Source organism: Hyphomicrobium sp. MC1, assembly GCF_000253295.1.
In the GTDB taxonomy this organism is placed as follows: domain Bacteria; phylum Pseudomonadota; class Alphaproteobacteria; order Rhizobiales; family Hyphomicrobiaceae; genus Hyphomicrobium_B.
In genome coordinates this window covers 3,787,621-3,803,726 of record NC_015717.1, presented here as the reverse complement: position 1 = coordinate 3,803,726, position 16,106 = coordinate 3,787,621, and the positions used below count along the sequence as shown (strand labels likewise).

General features: G+C 58.2%; 13 protein-coding genes. 6 read left to right on the top strand and 7 right to left on the bottom strand.

Going from position 1 to position 16,106, the window contains the following annotated elements:
- Window positions 1-86 precede the first annotated feature (86 nt).
- The 4 genes from HYPMC_RS18350 to HYPMC_RS18335 all read left to right on the top strand — a co-directional run bounded on the left by HYPMC_RS18350 (window position 87) and on the right by HYPMC_RS18335 (window position 4,035).
- Complete coding sequence (locus HYPMC_RS18350; protein WP_013949568.1) at window positions 87-1,034, top strand: LysR family transcriptional regulator; 948 nt, start codon at window positions 87-89, stop codon at window positions 1,032-1,034.
- 282 nt (window positions 1,035-1,316) lie between these two features.
- Complete coding sequence (locus tag HYPMC_RS18345) at window positions 1,317-2,309, top strand: ABC transporter substrate-binding protein (RefSeq protein ID WP_024276424.1); 993 nt, start codon at window positions 1,317-1,319, stop codon at window positions 2,307-2,309.
- Window positions 2,310-2,377: 68 nt separating this feature from the next.
- On the top strand, window positions 2,378-3,157 hold the full coding sequence (locus HYPMC_RS18340) for an ABC transporter permease (protein ID WP_244420921.1): 780 nt from the start codon (window positions 2,378-2,380) through the stop codon (window positions 3,155-3,157).
- Between the two features lie 101 nt (window positions 3,158-3,258).
- Window positions 3,259-4,035, top strand: coding sequence for an ABC transporter ATP-binding protein (locus HYPMC_RS18335; protein WP_244421065.1), 777 nt, complete (start codon window positions 3,259-3,261; stop codon window positions 4,033-4,035).
- Between the two features lie 70 nt (window positions 4,036-4,105).
- Here HYPMC_RS18335 and HYPMC_RS18330 read toward each other — a convergent pair whose 3' ends face one another.
- Together HYPMC_RS18330 and HYPMC_RS18325 are read right to left on the bottom strand one after the other, a co-directional pair.
- The gene (locus HYPMC_RS18330) at window positions 4,106-6,172 is read right to left on the bottom strand and encodes an NAD(P)-binding protein (protein WP_013949564.1); all 2,067 of its coding nucleotides are present in this window, start codon (window positions 6,170-6,172) and stop codon (window positions 4,106-4,108) included.
- 69 nt (window positions 6,173-6,241) lie between these two features.
- The gene (locus tag HYPMC_RS18325) at window positions 6,242-8,371 is read right to left on the bottom strand and encodes an FAD-dependent oxidoreductase (protein WP_013949563.1); all 2,130 of its coding nucleotides are present in this window, start codon (window positions 8,369-8,371) and stop codon (window positions 6,242-6,244) included.
- Between the two features lie 237 nt (window positions 8,372-8,608).
- On the opposite strand from HYPMC_RS18325, the gene argE reads away from it, so the two are divergent.
- Window positions 8,609-9,760: an acetylornithine deacetylase gene (gene argE, locus HYPMC_RS18320; RefSeq protein WP_013949562.1), complete on the top strand. Its 1,152-nt coding sequence runs from the start codon at window positions 8,609-8,611 to the stop codon at window positions 9,758-9,760.
- Between the two features lie 26 nt (window positions 9,761-9,786).
- On the opposite strand, the gene HYPMC_RS18315 is transcribed toward argE, so the two are convergent.
- From HYPMC_RS18315 to HYPMC_RS18295, 5 genes are all read right to left on the bottom strand, one after another.
- Window positions 9,787-11,292 carry an aldehyde dehydrogenase gene (locus HYPMC_RS18315; protein ID WP_013949561.1) on the bottom strand — a complete coding sequence of 502 codons (1,506 nt, stop codon included), beginning with the start codon at window positions 11,290-11,292 and terminating at the stop codon, window positions 9,787-9,789.
- A 32-nt stretch (window positions 11,293-11,324) separates the two neighbouring features.
- On the bottom strand, window positions 11,325-11,999 hold the full coding sequence (locus HYPMC_RS18310; RefSeq protein ID WP_013949560.1) for a DUF1028 domain-containing protein: 675 nt from the start codon (window positions 11,997-11,999) through the stop codon (window positions 11,325-11,327).
- Window positions 12,000-12,003: 4 nt separating this feature from the next.
- The gene (locus tag HYPMC_RS18305; protein ID WP_013949559.1) at window positions 12,004-12,420 is read right to left on the bottom strand and encodes a RidA family protein; all 417 of its coding nucleotides are present in this window, start codon (window positions 12,418-12,420) and stop codon (window positions 12,004-12,006) included.
- Window positions 12,421-12,553: 133 nt separating this feature from the next.
- Window positions 12,554-13,840: an NAD(P)/FAD-dependent oxidoreductase gene (locus HYPMC_RS18300; protein ID WP_013949558.1), complete on the bottom strand. Its 1,287-nt coding sequence runs from the start codon at window positions 13,838-13,840 to the stop codon at window positions 12,554-12,556.
- 121 nt (window positions 13,841-13,961) lie between these two features.
- Window positions 13,962-14,279, bottom strand: coding sequence for a hypothetical protein (locus tag HYPMC_RS18295; protein WP_155831280.1), 318 nt, complete (start codon window positions 14,277-14,279; stop codon window positions 13,962-13,964).
- Window positions 14,280-14,882: 603 nt separating this feature from the next.
- Here HYPMC_RS18295 and HYPMC_RS18290 point away from each other — a divergent pair.
- Entirely contained in the window at window positions 14,883-16,001 is a 1,119-nt protein-coding gene (locus HYPMC_RS18290) for a porin (protein ID WP_013949556.1), read from the top strand.
- Window positions 16,002-16,106: the final 105 nt, after the last annotated feature.

Genomic DNA, 16,106 nt, shown 5'->3' with positions numbered 1-16,106 from the left:
CGGTTTGGCGTAGACGCCACCCCCAGAGTTTGCCTTGCGACTTTGGTGAGCTTTCCCTGTCGTTAGTGCATGATATATCCAGAATTATGCGCTTCACATTCAGACAGCTCGAATATTTCATCGCCACCGCCGAGACCGGGAGCATTACCCTCGCATCCGAGCGCGTAAACATTTCCCAGCCGTCGATATCGACCGCAATTTCCAGTCTGGAACAGGAACTCGGCGTGCAGTTGTTCATTCGGCAGCATGCGCAGGGCCTGTCTCTGACACCGGCGGGCAGCATTTTGCTGCTTGAGGCAAAGCGCATCATCGAACAGGCGAACGCTCTCTATACCGCAGCGAGCGAAGCTATCGATCAGGTGCGAGGACAGCTGACGGTCGGGAGCTTCGTTACCATCACGCCGATGGTCATGCCCGAACTTGCTCATTCCTTTGTTTCGGCTTTCCCGGCGGCGCAAATCCGTTTGGTCGAGAACAATCAGGAGCAGTTGCTCGACAGTCTGCGCCGTGGCGAGATCGATGTCGCGGTCACCTACGATCTGCAACTCGCCGACGATATCGAATTCGTGCCTTTGGCGAGCTTGCCGGTCCACGTCGTGGTTGCCGAGACGCACCCGTTGGCAAGCCAGCCCGCGGTGAGCCTGCAGGACTTAGCGAAAGAGCCGCTCGTTTTGCTCGACCTGCCGCTTAGCCGCGAGTACTTCCTTGCCCTCTTCTTGAAAGAGGGGCTGGAGCCCTCCATCGCAATGCGGTCACCGCACCCCGATGTCGTCCGCACCATGGTTGCAAATCGCTACGGTTACACGCTCGCCAATGTGCGGCCACGGTCAGACTTTGCGCTCGACGGCCGACGCGTCGTTCGGTTGCGGCTGGTGGGTGACCATCGGCCGATGACGATCGGCATCGCAACACTATCACAATTGCGAAAATCGAGGCTGATCTCGGCCTTTGAGGCACATTGTCGTGCCCACGTCTCCGATGCCTACATTCCCGGCATGGCGGCTCCAAATTTTGAACGTTGGTCGCGCAAATAGCCAAAATAACCGTCGGCCGGCGCTTCGGACTTTCCAAACTCCGCAACAGCGAGATCTGGGTGTTGCTTCGGCTTTGTCGAAGCAGGGCAGATGAAATGAGTAATTCGTCCCGAGCCACCAGGGTGATTTTATCACCGAGTTGTCATTTGGCTCCGGCGACGAATACCGATCGCGCTCACGAAACCGGGGTTTTCGCGGAAGCTCAAGAACGGAACTTCGAACCAGCAACATCGGCTTCGCCCGTCCTGGGCGATGGCGCCGACCAATCCAGAAAGACCCGACATGATTGCAAGAATGCTGCAAAAGACGCTTTTCACTGCCGCGATTGCGTTGTCGATCGGCATTTCCAATCCGTTGGCGGCGAATGCCGGACAGCTCCGTCTCGGCATGACGACCTGGGTCGGCTACGGCCCGCTCTTTCTGGCGCGCGACCTCGGCTATTTCAAAGAAGAGGGCGTGGACGTCGACCTCAAGATCATCGAGGAGGCCTCGCTCTATATGGCAGCTACGGCACGCGGCGATCTCGATGGCGCGGCCTCAACGGTCGACGAGCTTATAAAATACCGCTCCAAAGACCTCTGCTTCAAGTATGTCCTGGCCCTCGACGAGAGCCACGGCGGAGATGGCGTCCTCACGCAGGATGACGTGAAGTCTCTCAAGGATCTCAAAGGAAAAGAAGTCGGGCTTAATGAGGGATCAATTTCGGAATTCTGGTTCAATATTCTCCTCAAAAAGGAGGGTATGACCGAAAGCGACGTCAAGATTACAAACTTGACGGCAGATGACGCCGCAGCGGCATTCATCGCTGGCCGCATTCCCGCAGCCGTCACCTGGGAACCGCACCTGTCGTTCGTACGCGAGCAGAAAAAGGGCAAAGTCCTGATCGACTCGTCCACCACGCCTGGCTCCATCGTCGACGTCGTCGCGCTGCGTTGTGACGTGATCGAGAAGAACCCCAAAGAGGTCGAAGGCTTCGTTCGCGCCTACTACAAGGCCATCGAATATCTCAAGCAGCATCCGACTGAGGCATACGCGATCATGGCCAAAGGCGTTGGTGGCTATCTTGAGAAGCCGGAAGACTTCGCCCAGTCGGCGAAGGGCGTGCTCTACTACGATCGTGAGCGCAACATTGCCTACATGGGTCCCGCCGATGGTTCCTCTGGGCTTTCCAAGCTGATCGGGTTCGCCAACGATTTCTTGGGTTCGACCGGCAAACTGAAAATGAAGCAGGATGCTTCGACGCTCGTCGATGCGCGCTTCATTGATGTGAAATAATCGAACCTTCCTTACCGGCCTACCTGATCGAGACGAGCACTCGCATGCCACAACGAAAATCCGCTTGGATGCGCTTGACCACACCTTTCGGCAACATACCGCAGAGCACGGGTCTCGCAGCCGCAGCGTTGGTTTGGCTGCTCGTTCTCGGCGCCTGGGCCATTCTGTCCTACGGCGGTCTGGTGGCGAGCACCTTCTTGCCCACACCGAGCGCCGTCGTCACCAGAACGATCGAGAAGGCTGCTGACGGCAGCCTTCTGGAAAACACGATGGCGAGTGCCGAGGTCGTCATCCTGGGCTTCATCATCTCGTCGCTGATCGCAGTTCCGCTCGGCTTGTGGATGGGCACCTACAAGCTCGTTCAATCCGGCCTGGAGCCGCTGGTCAATTTCATCCGCTATTTGCCTGTAACCTCTTTCGTTCCACTGTTCATCCTGTGGATCGGCATTGGCATCGAGCAGCGCATTACCGTGATTTTCTTCGGCACTTTCTTCCAGCAGCTTGTGATGATTTCCGATTGCGCGCGTAACGTCCCTCAGGACCTCGTCAATGCATCCTATACGCTCGGCACGCGTCGGCGCGAGGTTGTCTGGCACGTCATCTTTCCGGCGGCTCTGCCGTCAATTCTCGACACATTGCGCGTGACGATGGGTTGGGCTTGGACCTATCTGGTCGTCGCTGAACTCGTCGCAGCATCGAGCGGCCTCGGCTACATCAGTCTCAAGGCGATGCGCGGCTTCCAGGTCGACATCATTTTCATGGCCATCGCCGCGATCGGCGTGCTCGGACTGATAACCGACACGGCATTCAGAATTTTACGCCGGAGGGCCGCGCCGTGGGCAGTATGACGAGCAACGCGCAGCGAATGGTAATCGATCAACCCGATTTGGACAGGGAAGCCTCCGTCGCGGACAAGATGATGCAAGCCGTTGACCAGCAGGCCGTGGCGATGTCCACGAGCGATCAAATCGCCGTCGAGAACGTCTCACTGCGCTATGGCGGCAGCGCTGGAGTTCTGGCGATCGACAATGTATCCTTCACCGTGCCCGATAACGAATTCTGCGTCATTGTGGGCCCGTCAGGATGCGGAAAGTCGAGCCTGCTTTATCTGGCGGCCGGCCTTCACGACGCCACGTCTGGACGCATTCTCGTCAACGGGCATGAGGTGTTCGAGCCCGGTCGTGAGCGCGGCATGGTCTTTCAGGGATATACACTTTTTCCCTGGCTAACCGTGCGGGCCAATATCGAGTACGGCCCAAAGCGAAGAGGAATGGCGGCGCCCGAGCGCCGCAAGATCGTCGACCAATACCTTGAAGAGGTCGGCCTAACGGCGTTTGCGAACCATTACCCGTCGCAGCTGTCCGGAGGCATGAAGCAACGCGTTGCGATTGCGCGCGCGTTGGCGAACGATCCCGCCGTTCTTTTGATGGACGAACCGTTCGGCGCTCTGGATAGCCAGACGCGAACGACGATGCAGAAGCTGCTTCTGCGCGTTTGGGAGCGCCATCACAAGACAGTGCTGTTCGTGACGCACGACATCGAAGAAGCGCTTCTTCTTGGCGACCGCGTGCTGGTGATGACGGCCCGGCCGGGTCGCATCAAGGCTCAGGTGAAGGTAAATATCCCGCGGCCTCGCACGACCAATCTGATCCTTGAACCGGAATTCATCGCTCTCAAGCGGCAGTTGCTGAGCTTGCTGCACGACGAGATCGACGAGAACCATTGATCGTCGTCGATGGATTGAATGTCCGATCCGCCGCGGCGACAACAAACGCCGTGGCGGTTTGCGTCTCAGCTCAGCTTGCGAGTGCAGTGACTTCGCGCCGGAACGGGAGAGTGTCCCCGATGTCGGCTTCGTCTAGCTCGCGAGCGAAGCGATGCCCGGCATAGGTTGCCCACGCGATCGGCCCGGGTGCTTCCGCGTCGCCGATGACTTTTATTGATCGGATACCAGCGTCTTCCCACTCAGCTTGACGCGCTTTCAGCTCCTGCCACAGACCGTCGTTCTGAATGCGTGACGTGACAAGAACGACGGCGTCAGCCTCGATGCTGTCTTCTTCGCCCGTGTAGGAGCAAGCCGTGACGACGCCGTCTGCTGCAATACGCGTCACAGTTTGGTTGAGCACGATGCGGACACCGAGTCCGGCGAGCCGGCGGTGGATCGCCGCCTGCTCCAGGGTATTGCGTGTCCAATCTGAGACATAGGCTGACGGCGTAACAAGCGTCACGAGCGCTCCACGCGACACCAGAAGTTCGGCAAGTACGCCGCCCATATAGTAGTGGTCGTCGTCAAAGAGCACGACGTGCCCTGACGGCATCCGTTCTGCCATCAGATCATCGGGCGTGAAGATCGCCATGCCCGGATCGATCGGCATCGGTACAACGTGCGCTCGACCGACCCCATCACATCGCCACGTCGAACCCGTGGCAACGGCGATATTCTGATAGCCGAACGAGAGAATATCATCGGCCGTCAAGCGGCTGTCGAAATAGATCTCGACGTTGCTCATCTGGCTGATCTGATATTGCCGATAATCACGAACTCGTCCCCACGCGGACAAACCCGGCAGCTTGCACTCCTTTGCGACGCGACCGCCAAGCTCTTTTCCGGCCTCCGCCAACGCCACCTGATAGCCCCGCAAGCCGAGCGCACGCGCCGCTTCGAGTCCGGCTGGTCCGGAACCGACGATCAGAACGCTCTCGCTTTCACCCTTCGCCTGCATGCGTTCCGGATGCCAACCCTTGCGCCACTCCTCCATGAATGTCGGATTCTGAGTGCAGCGTGAGATCGACATCGTCATGTCGCCCGTGATGCAGATGTTGCACCCGATGCATTCGCGAATATCTTCGATACGCCCTTCCTCGATCTTCTTGGGCAAGAATGGATCGGCGATTGAGGGCCTGGCGCACCCGATCAAATCGAGCGTTCCGGACTTAATCATCCGCACCATGGTATCTGGTGACGTGAAGCGGCCGACACCAACAACCGGCTTTGTCGTCAGCGCCCTGATTCCCATAACGAGGCTCTCCTGCGCCGCCTCATCCTTGAAGCGGGAAGGACCGGAGCAATCTTCCCAAGCGCCGTGGGCGAGATCCCAGAGATCGGGCAGATCGGCGTGCATTGCAATCAGATCGCGCACTTCAGAATTGGCAAATCCAAGCTCGCCAATCATTTCATCGAGCGAGAGCCTGAGTGTCAGGCCGCAGGTGTCCCCGATAGCGTCCCGCCCTTCCTCGATGAGCTCTCGCATCAGACGCGACCTGTTCTCCAGCGATCCGCCATATTCGTCGTTACGCTGATTGGTAGCGGTTGAGAGGAAATGCTGGATGATGCCGAAGCCATGCGCGCCATAAAGACAGACAAGATCAAAGCCCGCTCGCTTGGCGCGAAGGAACGCGTTGCGATGCCAGCGCCGCAAGTCGCGAATATCCTGTTTGTCCATGGCGCGCGCCTGGACGGGATCGTTCGTAAACGTACGGATCGGCAACGCGGACGGCGCGCGCGGAACTTCCTTGGTATAGAGATTGGGGCCATTCACGCCGGAATAGGCGAGCTGAATGCCCGCCAATGCGCCGTGAGCGTGCATCGCGTCTGCCATCTTGGCGAGGACCGGAATATCCGCGTCGTCCCACAACCTCAGTTCAATGAAGGGCGTGATTTCCGAAGTGTGATGCAGCTCGGTTTGTTCGGTGAAAATGACGCCCCAGCCGCCCTCCGATTTGGTTCGGCGCATCTCGGCCGCCGCCGAAGGATCTCGATATCCTCCGCCGTTGCAGTGAGGAACCTGATAGAAGCGGTTCTTCGCGACCACAGGACCGATCTTTATCGGCTCGAACAAAATATCGTAGCGAGGATCGCGCATCGCAGTGCCCTGTTCTATTGCAGTCTTCGCAATTTTTATCGTTGGCGATGAACCAGAATATCGGTGACTTTAAACCCGATCGTCGACCCGAACTGCCTCGGGCTCCGATGCGTTCTGCCACGGTAGCGGCCCCATCGAGAGGCTGGCGACTTCGCGGCGGAACGGAAGGCCTGTTTCGTTGACGGGAGCATCCAGTTCTTCCGCATAGCGCCGGCCACCGAAAACCGCAGCGGCAATCGTCCCGGGCGCCAGGGCGTCGCCGACAGTGCTGACGCTCATGAGACCGGCGGCCGACCATTCACTGCGGCGCGCCTCAAGCTCGGTTGCCAACTTGTGATCAGGCAGCCGTGCCGTGACCATCACGATGCTTTCCGCCGGGATGACCGTCGGTCGATTGGTGAAGAGACAGATCGTCTCCGCACCTTTCTCGGAGATGGCCGTCACGACATGCTGCGGCACGATTTTCACGCCGAGTTCCATCAGCCGTGCCTGAACGCGGTGCTGCTCCATCGTCAGCTGCATCCAGATGGACACAAGTGCGGCGGGAGTAACGAGAGTGACGCTGCAGCCTTCCTTGACTAGCAGCTCCGCAAGCACGCCGCCCATATAGTAGTGATCGTCGTCATAGATCACGACGTTTTTGCCCCGCGGACGCGTGCCGTTCATCAGGACATCTGGCGTCAGGATCTCGACGTCGCCGGTGACTGGAACCGGACGGAGCAGATGGCGCCCGATGCCGTCCGAACGCCAGTGCGACCCCGTCGCGATCACGACGTTCTCGAATCCGAATGAGAGAATATCGTCGGCCGTGAGATCGCTCTCGCGGAAGATCTCGACGGTGTTGAGTTTTTCCAACTGGGCGATGCGATAATCGGCAACGCGGCCCCATGCGGAAAGTCCGGGCAGGCGACGCTCACGCGCGACGCGTCCGCCGAGTGTCCTATTGCGCTCCGCAAGCGCAACCGAATATCCGCGCCGGCCGAGCATCATCGAGGCTTCGAGTCCAGCCGGTCCCGAGCCCACGACCAGGACTTTATTGGCAGACTGCGACGGCCGAATATATTCCGGATGCCAATTCCGGCGCCATTCTTCGCCCATGGACGGATTCTGCGTGCAACGGATCGGCGTCATGTTGTGATCGCCTGAGACGCACATGTTGCAACCGATGCATTCGCGGATGTCGTCGTGCCTGCCTTCGTTGATCTTTTTGGGCAGGAACGGATCGGCTATCGAAGGACGCGCGGCGCCGATCAAATCGAGGACGCCGGATTTGACCATCCGCACCATCGTATCGGGCGATGTAAAGCGCCCGACGCCGACGACCGGCTTGGTGGTCAGCGCCTTGATGCCCGTTACGAAGGGTTCCTGATATCCTTCTTCCGAAAAGCGCGATGTCTGGCTGTCATTGTCCCAGCTCGACAGCGTAAGATCCCAAAGATCGGGAATTTCGGCGAGATGCGAAATGATATCGCGCGCTTCGGCGGCATGCAGGCCTTCTTCGCCGATCAATTCGTCGACTGAGATGCGGCATGCGACAGCGCAACGATCACCCACCGCTTCCTTGGTGTCTTCGATCAGTTCCTTCAGCAGGCGCGCGCGGTTTTCCAAGCTGCCGCCGTATTCGTCCGTTCGCGTATTGTAGCGCCGCGACAGAAAGAACATCGCGCCGCCGAACAGTTTTCCTGCATAGATATAAATGATGTCGTAGCCGGCGCGCTTTCCTCGCACTGCCGCCTCGCGATGCCAGCGACGCAGATTGCGGATGTCGGTTGCATCCATCGCGCGCGCCTGCACGGGGTCATTGTAAATACTGAAGACCGGCAGATCGACCGGCCCGAACGGAATTTCGCGCGAATACTGGTTGGGCGAATTCATGCCGTTGTGCGCGAGCTGAAGTCCGGCAAGGGCGTCGCCACTATGGATCGCGTCGGCAATACGCGAGAGCATGGGAACGTCCTGATCATCCCAGTTGCGCAATTCGATGAAGGGCGCGATGTCGCCGGTCGGATGGATCTCAACCTGCTCAGTGCAGACGACGCCCCAACCGCCTTCAGCTTTGATAGCGCGCATCGTCGCCAGCGCCGTCGGATCGCGATAGCCCATGCCGTTACAATGCGGCACCTGGTAGAAGCGGTTCTTAGTCGTTACCGGGCCGATCTTTACGGGCTCGAACAGAATGTCATAGCGAGGGTCGCGCATGTGGTGTGCCTTGACGAAGTTTCCTGGAAGCGGCGGCGGAGATGAATTTTGTGGCCGCGAGAGATGAACCGAAACTAGGGATTCCTTTAGCAAAGCTTAGGCTCGACCTAAGCAGGGGTAATGCCTCGGACCGCACGAAGCGCCGTTTAGGCAAATTCGAATGGTTGACGCGGCGTCGAGCGTCATAAAGCAACCAAGGCCCCTTTAACGCTAGCGACGGTGCGGTGACGATTGGACATGGATAGCATTGAAATCCTTGAAAAGCTGATTGCATTTCCGACGGTGAGCAGTGCATCCAACATGGCGCTCATCCATTACGTCGCAGATCTCCTCGGGCAATCCGCAATCGATACGCAGCTGATCGAGAGCCAAGACGGGTGCAAGGCCAACCTGTTCGCCACGATAGGTCCGGCGGATGTGTCGGGCGTCATGCTTTCGGGGCACTCGGACGTTGTCCCGACAGATGGCCAGAATTGGACCGTGCCCCCGTTCGAGATGACGGAGCGGGACGGAAAACTCTACGGCCGCGGTACCGCAGATATGAAAGGCTTCGTCGCGTGCGCGTTGGCCGCCGGCCTAAAAGCCGCTAAAGCACCGCTTGCACGACCACTGCACCTTGCCCTTTCCTATGATGAGGAAGTCGGTTGCCTCGGCGTGCGAAGCCTGATCGACAGCTTGCGGCAATCGGCGGTGCGTCCATCGCTCTGCATCATCGGCGAGCCGACGTCGATGAAGGTTGCCGCCGGTCACAAAGGAAAGATCGCCGCCCGCGCGGTCTGTATCGGCCGCGAAGGCCATTCGGCGCTCGCGCCCCTCGCTCTTAATGCCATTCACCTGGCATGTGATTTCGTCGCGGCGCTAAGGGAGGAGCAACGGCACCTCGCCCAAGAAGGCGCGCGCGACGATGACTATGATATTTCCTATACCACCATTCACGTCGGCCGCATCGACGGGGGCCGGGCGCTCAACATCGTTCCGAACCGTTGTGAGGTCGATTTCGAGATCCGAAACGTCGCTGCCGACAGCGCGGAAGAAATTCTCGATAATCTGCGAAGGCGTGCAGCCATTATCGCTGACAACGCTGCGCGTCAGGCACCCGAGGCGGCGATAGAGATCAGCGTCGTCAACAGCTATCCGGGACTAGATACATCAGCGTCCAGCGAAGCCGTTGCATTCGTCCGCTCTCTCACCGGTTCCAACGGCACGATCAAGGTCGCGTTCGGCACCGAGGGCGGCCTGTTCAGTCGCGACCTTGGCACACCGAGCGTTGTCTGCGGACCGGGCTCCATGGCACAGGGCCATAAGCCAGACGAGTTCGTATCGATCGAGCAAATTCGCAAATGTGACGCCATGCTGGACCGCTTGATCGCGCGTCTCGCATCACACTGAAACGCCGCCAGGACGGCGGCGCTAGCTCAATGTCCATTCAACCGGTATTTGATCCACGTGGTTTTCAGGCCGGTATACTTGTCGAGCGCGTGCAGAGACAGATCCCGGCCGAAGCCCGACTGCTTGAAACCTCCGAAGGGCGTCGCGGGGCTCAGAGCATCAACGGTATTGACCGAGACCGTGCCTGCTCGCAAACGCGACGAGATACGATGAGCACGCGATAAATTGTCGGTCCAAACCGACGCCGCCAGACCGTAGGGCGTGTCGTTAGCAATGCGCACCGCTTCTTCCTCGGTATCAAATGCAACGATGGAAAGAACCGGCCCGAATATTTCTTCGCGCGCAAGAGGATCATCGAGCTTCACCTCGTCGAAGATCGTCGGCAATACGAAGCTACCACGGCCATTTACCTTCGTCGCTTCGCCGCCGATAACGAGCTTGGCGCTCTTTCGGCCTGCGTCGATGAAAGAGACGACCCGTTCTGCATGACGCGCATCGACCATCGCTCCCATCTTCGAGGCAGGATCGAGCGGATCGCCCGGCTGCGTCGCCTTCGCTCGCTGGACAAGACGTTCGAGCAATGGTCCGCGAATGCTACGCTCGACGAGCAGGCGCGAATTGGCTGAGCAGACCTCGCCCTGATTGAAAAATATGCCGAAGGCTGCCATGTCGGCCGCGGCATCGAGGTCGCTGCAATCGGCGAAGACGAGGTTCGGACTTTTGCCGCCCGTTTCCAGCCAGACCTGCTTCATGTTCGACTGGCCGGCATATTCGAGAAAAAGTTTGCCAACGGCGGTCGAGCCGGTGAATGCGAGACAGTCGACATCCATGTGACGGCCAAGTGCTTGTCCTGCAGTCTCGCCAAAGCCGGGAACGACATTGAGAACGCCCGCGGGTAGTCCCGCTTCGATGGCAAGCTCAGCAAGGCGCAGCGCGGAAAGCGGCGATTGCTCGGCAGGCTTCAGGACGATGGAATTGCCTGCCGCAAGCGCTGGGGCGCACTTCCAGGTCGCCATATCAAGTGGAAAATTCCACGGCACCACAGCGCCGACGACGCCGAGCGGTTCTCGCGTGACCATAACGAGATTGCCATCTGCAGAAGGGGCAATCTCATCATAGACCTTGTCGATGGCCTCGGCGTACCATTGAAAAATTCCGGCCGATCCGGGTACGTCGATGGTGGCAGCGTCTTGCACCAGCTTGCCCATGTCGAGAGACTCGAGCAGCGCGAACTCCTGCAAGTTTTCGCGCAAGAGCTCGGCTAGCCGCAGCAAGACGGCCTTTCGGTGCGCGGGATCTGCTCGCGACCATTCGCCGGATTCGAAACTCCGGCGAGCAGCGGCAACGGCGAGATCGATATCCTCATGATCGCATGACGAGATCTCCGCTAGGATTTCGCCGGTGGCAGGATTGACGCTGGCGAACGTCTTGCCGGAGCGGGCAGGCACAAATTGTCCGTCGATGAACGCTTTGTTGCGAAAACGGATCGCCGATGCCGCGCCGAGCCAATCGCGATGGCTGAGTTGGTTCATCTTGTCCTCTCGTCGCTGGATTTATATGCGGGTCACGGATCCCCAAGCACGCCGTAGCTCGGCGCCGCTTCCGGGTCGATAGCTCGGGTGACATAGGATTCGAGTTGAGGCTTGTAGCGTTCCCAGAGCGCCGCGAGTTGCTCGATGGGACAATCCTCCGTCCAATCGCAACGAAGATCTGCGACAGGCCAGGACATCTCCCGGACCAACATCATACCGGCAGAATGTAGCGGGCCAGCTTCGCCGCCGTGCGCAAGCCCCGCGCGCAGAGCACCGATGAGACGGTCACCAAGAGGGCCTTCCGACGCTGTGAACGCCTCGGCCATAGCCCGAGGAATGTTGGCGTCCGCCAAGAGATTTCCACCGCAGGCAACGTCGTCTTGGTGGTAGTGCGACCAGATGCCGAGCGCCTTCTCCCCCGAAAAGGCGGCACTCGTTCCCGCAGAATCCACTGCCAGCAGTTGTCTGTAAGCGATGTGATTGGCCGTGCGCGCAACGGTCGCCACGGCTTCGGTGGCAGTCGCGCCTTCAGCCATCAGGTCCAGCACGCGTGACGCCAAGGCCGGATCGGTCACGTTTTGGCTCGCAACGGCGCCGACGCCAGCCCGAGCCCAGGCGCAACGCGCGGCGACAGCAGGTGAAGATGACGTTACGGCAACGCCGAACATTCCTGTCTTGCGGCAGCGGGCGACGATCGAAAATGTCATTGGCCTAGTCCGGAATAACGGCGGTGCCGTCGATTTCGACCAGCCATTCCGGGCGCGCCAGCGCCTGAACGACAAGCCCGGTCGAAACCGGATGCACGCCTTTGATATATTCGCCCATCGTGCGGTAGACCGCCTCGCGATGACGGACATCGGTCAGATAAACGACGACCTTGACCAGATGTTCCATCTTGCCGCCGGCCTCTTCGATCAGCTGCTTGATGTTCTGCATGACCTTGTGGGTTTGCGCGACCGGATCATGGCTATCGATGTTGACGGCATCGTCGAGATTCTGCGGGCACTGGCCTCGCAGCCAGACGATTTTTCCGCCTTGTGTCACCACGGCCTGAGCAAGGTCGTTATCCAGGTTCTGTTCCGGATACGTGTCTTTGGTATTGAACTTGCGGATACGGGTATGCGCCATGAACGTCTCACTTGAGGCTGCGACCAGACGCTCTCGCCATGAGGTCCAGTCAATGCATTCGCAGGTTTAGCACCTGTGGGCTGGGTTGCTCGACATAGCAGAGCATCGGCTCCGAACATTGAGCCAAGCCCGACTACGTCGTCGCGAATTTGGGTTCAGATTTTTCATGATAGGCGAAGTATTTGCGTTGTGTGGCGATATGGTCGGCCAAATACTCGGCATCGTGCCAAACGCCCCAGATGAAGCTCGACCCACGTCGCGATTGCCAGGGCAAACCGAGGAAATAAATGCCCGGTTCGCTCGATACGCCGCGCTGGTGACGGGGGCGACCTTTGTCATCGAAGGCGTCGACCTTTATCCAGCTATAATCTGCGACAAATCCCGTTGCCCAGATGATCGACGTAACGCCCGCTTTTGCGAGATCCAACGACAAAAGCGGATTGGTCACGCAATCAGGGTCTGGCAAGACGTCGCGTGCATGAGGGTCTTCAGCCAAATCCAGCCCATTGCTGGCGGCATACGCGTCTGCCTCATCCAAAAGTGAAAGATAACTGGCGTCGCTCTGCGCCAAGTTCTTCGCGAGATCCGGTGCGAAGCGCATTTTACCATCGTTGTAAGCCAGCGTGCCGCCGACGAGCGTCAGTCCTTGTGCCGCAAGGCGCCGGAAGTCGATCGTCTTGCCACCATAGGCTCCGCTGACAGCAATCGTGACGTGCTCCTTGCCGCGCTCCTGCGCCGGCTCATCCCACTTTCCGAGCACGCCTAGCCACCAGCAAAAGTCGCGACCCCGATACATACGCGGAGGGCGCTCGTGAGGCCCGACGGAAAGATAAGTACGTCGTCCCGCACGTAAGAGCTCATCTGCGATTTGCACGCCCGAAGATCCGGCCCCGACGATCAGCACCGCGCCTTCAGGCAACTGTTCGGGCTTGTGGTATCCCGTGGAGTGCAATTGCTCAATGCCACTTTCCGCCGGGACAATCGATGGTACGATCGGACGTTGGAAGGCGCCAGTCGCGACAACAACCCGCTTGGCCTCAATAACGCCGTCTGAAGTCTCGACCACGAATCCGAGACGGCCGACGTTCCTTTCAATATTCAATACCTCGACGCCACAGCGGATTGCCGCCGCGAACTTCTTGGCATAGGCGACCAGGTAGTCGGCCACGGTTTCTTTTGGCACGAAATCGTCGGGTCCGATCTTCGGATCGACATCGGAAAACTGAAGCCCCGGAAAACGATCGTGCCATGCCGGACCGTTCGTCACCAACGAATCCCATCGATCCGAACGCCACCGTTCCGCAATCCGTTTCCGTTCCAGAACGATATGAGGCACACCGCTCTTGTTCAGGTGTTCGCTCATGGCAATGCCAGCCTGTCCACCTCCAATAATGAGGGTGTCGATCGTTTCTACCGGCATACTCGCGTCCCTTTCTGGGGCCATCCGCCATGGTCGCGGAGATGGCCTGCCCAGAAATCTCTCTATGAGAGCCACGCAATGACGAGAATTATTAATTCATGTAGCAGTGGTTAGGCTCTGCCTATGAGCGCAGAAAGCGCCGAAACACCGGCGATGCCTGGATCAGGTCGAACTTAACGCTTAGAGAGAGGTATTGCAGTCGGCCTGTGCGGTCATCCGGGTTTGCATACTTCGCGAAGCCGTTCCATACATGGCCTGATCGCGGCACCGATGACAGCGGCGGCACGCCCAAAGCGTAAACCGAAAGCTGAAGCTCTTCCGCAATCGCATCGTCGGCATGCCGATCCCATCGACCCGTGTCAGCTTCTCTGATGCTGGACGCTCTTTCGAGCCGTTGCCGATTTTCTTCGCGCCGACGCTTGCCTGCCGAATGTTTCAATCCCGCTCTTTGGCACGTGGCCGACTTGTCCTCGGCGGGTCGCGTTAGGACAGCAGTGCGCGGCACCGGCAATCCATCCGTGCTGCGTCGGGACCATGGCGCCCTCCATCCCTGTTATGAGCTCTGAGCCGTGGCGAAAGTCGGTTGAGGACAGCGAGCTTTCGTCGCCGACATTCTCGAACGTCGAAAGGCAGTGCGTCCATTCATCTAATCAAATCGCATAATTATATATCTAGACGAATAACCTAGATGAGTTGCGAGATTGATACTTATGCGGCTTTATTTTACGTCAATACGTCTAGTTAAAAACACGAGAAATGTCTAATTATTGATCATGTCGTGTTATGGCGTCCGCGGCACATCGAGCCCCCAACTTAGCCCTAACGTATTGATCAAAAGAACTTTCTCTTCCATCCGTCGCTCTCGATGTCTGGGCTGTTATTTGAGCAGCGGCCGGTTCATTTTTGTGCGACCAAGTCATTGTAATTACTTCGGAATTTTTGGTTCTAGGATCTACTCTCAGTTGGCTGCGGACGTGGCGTCACCCGGGGTTTGCCGTCACGTCTGCTGGGAGCTCGCACTTTTAGATCCAGGGGGATTTTAATGCGTAACACGCGAAGAATGGCGTTGTTGGCCATTGGGTTAGGTCTCGCAAGCAACTCCGGTGCTCACGCGGGAGAGAGATTCGAGCTTTGGGACGATCAGTCCTGGATAAGCTTCGGAGCTAGCGTCAAAGCGCAATACATCTACAACCCAGACGTTAGCAATACAGACGACTTTGCTCTGACCAGTGCCCGCATCAACGTGAATGGGCAGTTCAACAAAGTCTGGGGATTCACCTACAACACGGAAATCGATCATGCGCCGGATGACACGTCCGACATCTCTCGCGTGCGAACGCTAGACGCTATTCTCCGCGCTGAATTCAATCCATCGTTCAATGTCTGGGCCGGCCGAATGTTGCCTCCCACTGACCGCGTGAACCTCGATGGACCCTACTATCAGGCGGACGGCGGCGAATATCCGTTCATCAGCGTATTCCCGCAGCTCTTCGGCGGCCGCGACAATGGTGGTTCCGTCTGGGGCGATATCGGCAAGTTCAAATACATGATCGGCGGTTTCCAGGGCTGCACGGCGGGTGACAACTCGTGTGCCAATCCAGATGCCCACGGCCCTCTCGTATCTGGTCGTGTGCAATATGACTTTTGGGACAAAGAAGCCGGCTACTATACGTCGAGCGACTACTACGGCGAGAAAGAGTTGCTATCGGTTGGCCTCGTCGGGCAGTTCCAGAGCAACGCCGCCACGGATGGCATCAGGTCGGGAGACTATAAGGGCTTCAGTGCCGATGTATTGATGCAGAAGAAGGTCTTCGGCGGCGACGTCTTCACGCTCGAAGGTGCTTATTACGTCTACGATACGAGCGGCATCGATACTTCGCTTGTGACAGGAAATGGCGTTCCGGACGGCAATTCCTACATGTTTCTCACGAGCTATCTGATCAATCAGAAAGTTGGGCCAGGTAAGTTCCAGCCGGTGTTTCGCTATCAGGAATTCGATCACAATTTTTCGCCCGACATCAGTGAGTACTCCGTTGGAACGAACTACATCATCAAGGGGCACGACATGATGATGTCAGCGCTCTATTCGAAAGCGAACCAGGACACAGCAGGCAACAAAGACGTCAACCGGTTCATCGGTACGATCCAGGTTAACTTCTAAAGCCAACCTCGTTCTACAAGAACAGAGACATGCGCAGCTTTCCGTCCAACACATGGAAGCTCGCATGTCTCTTTTTTATTGGATCGAATTTGATCTTCTAGCGGA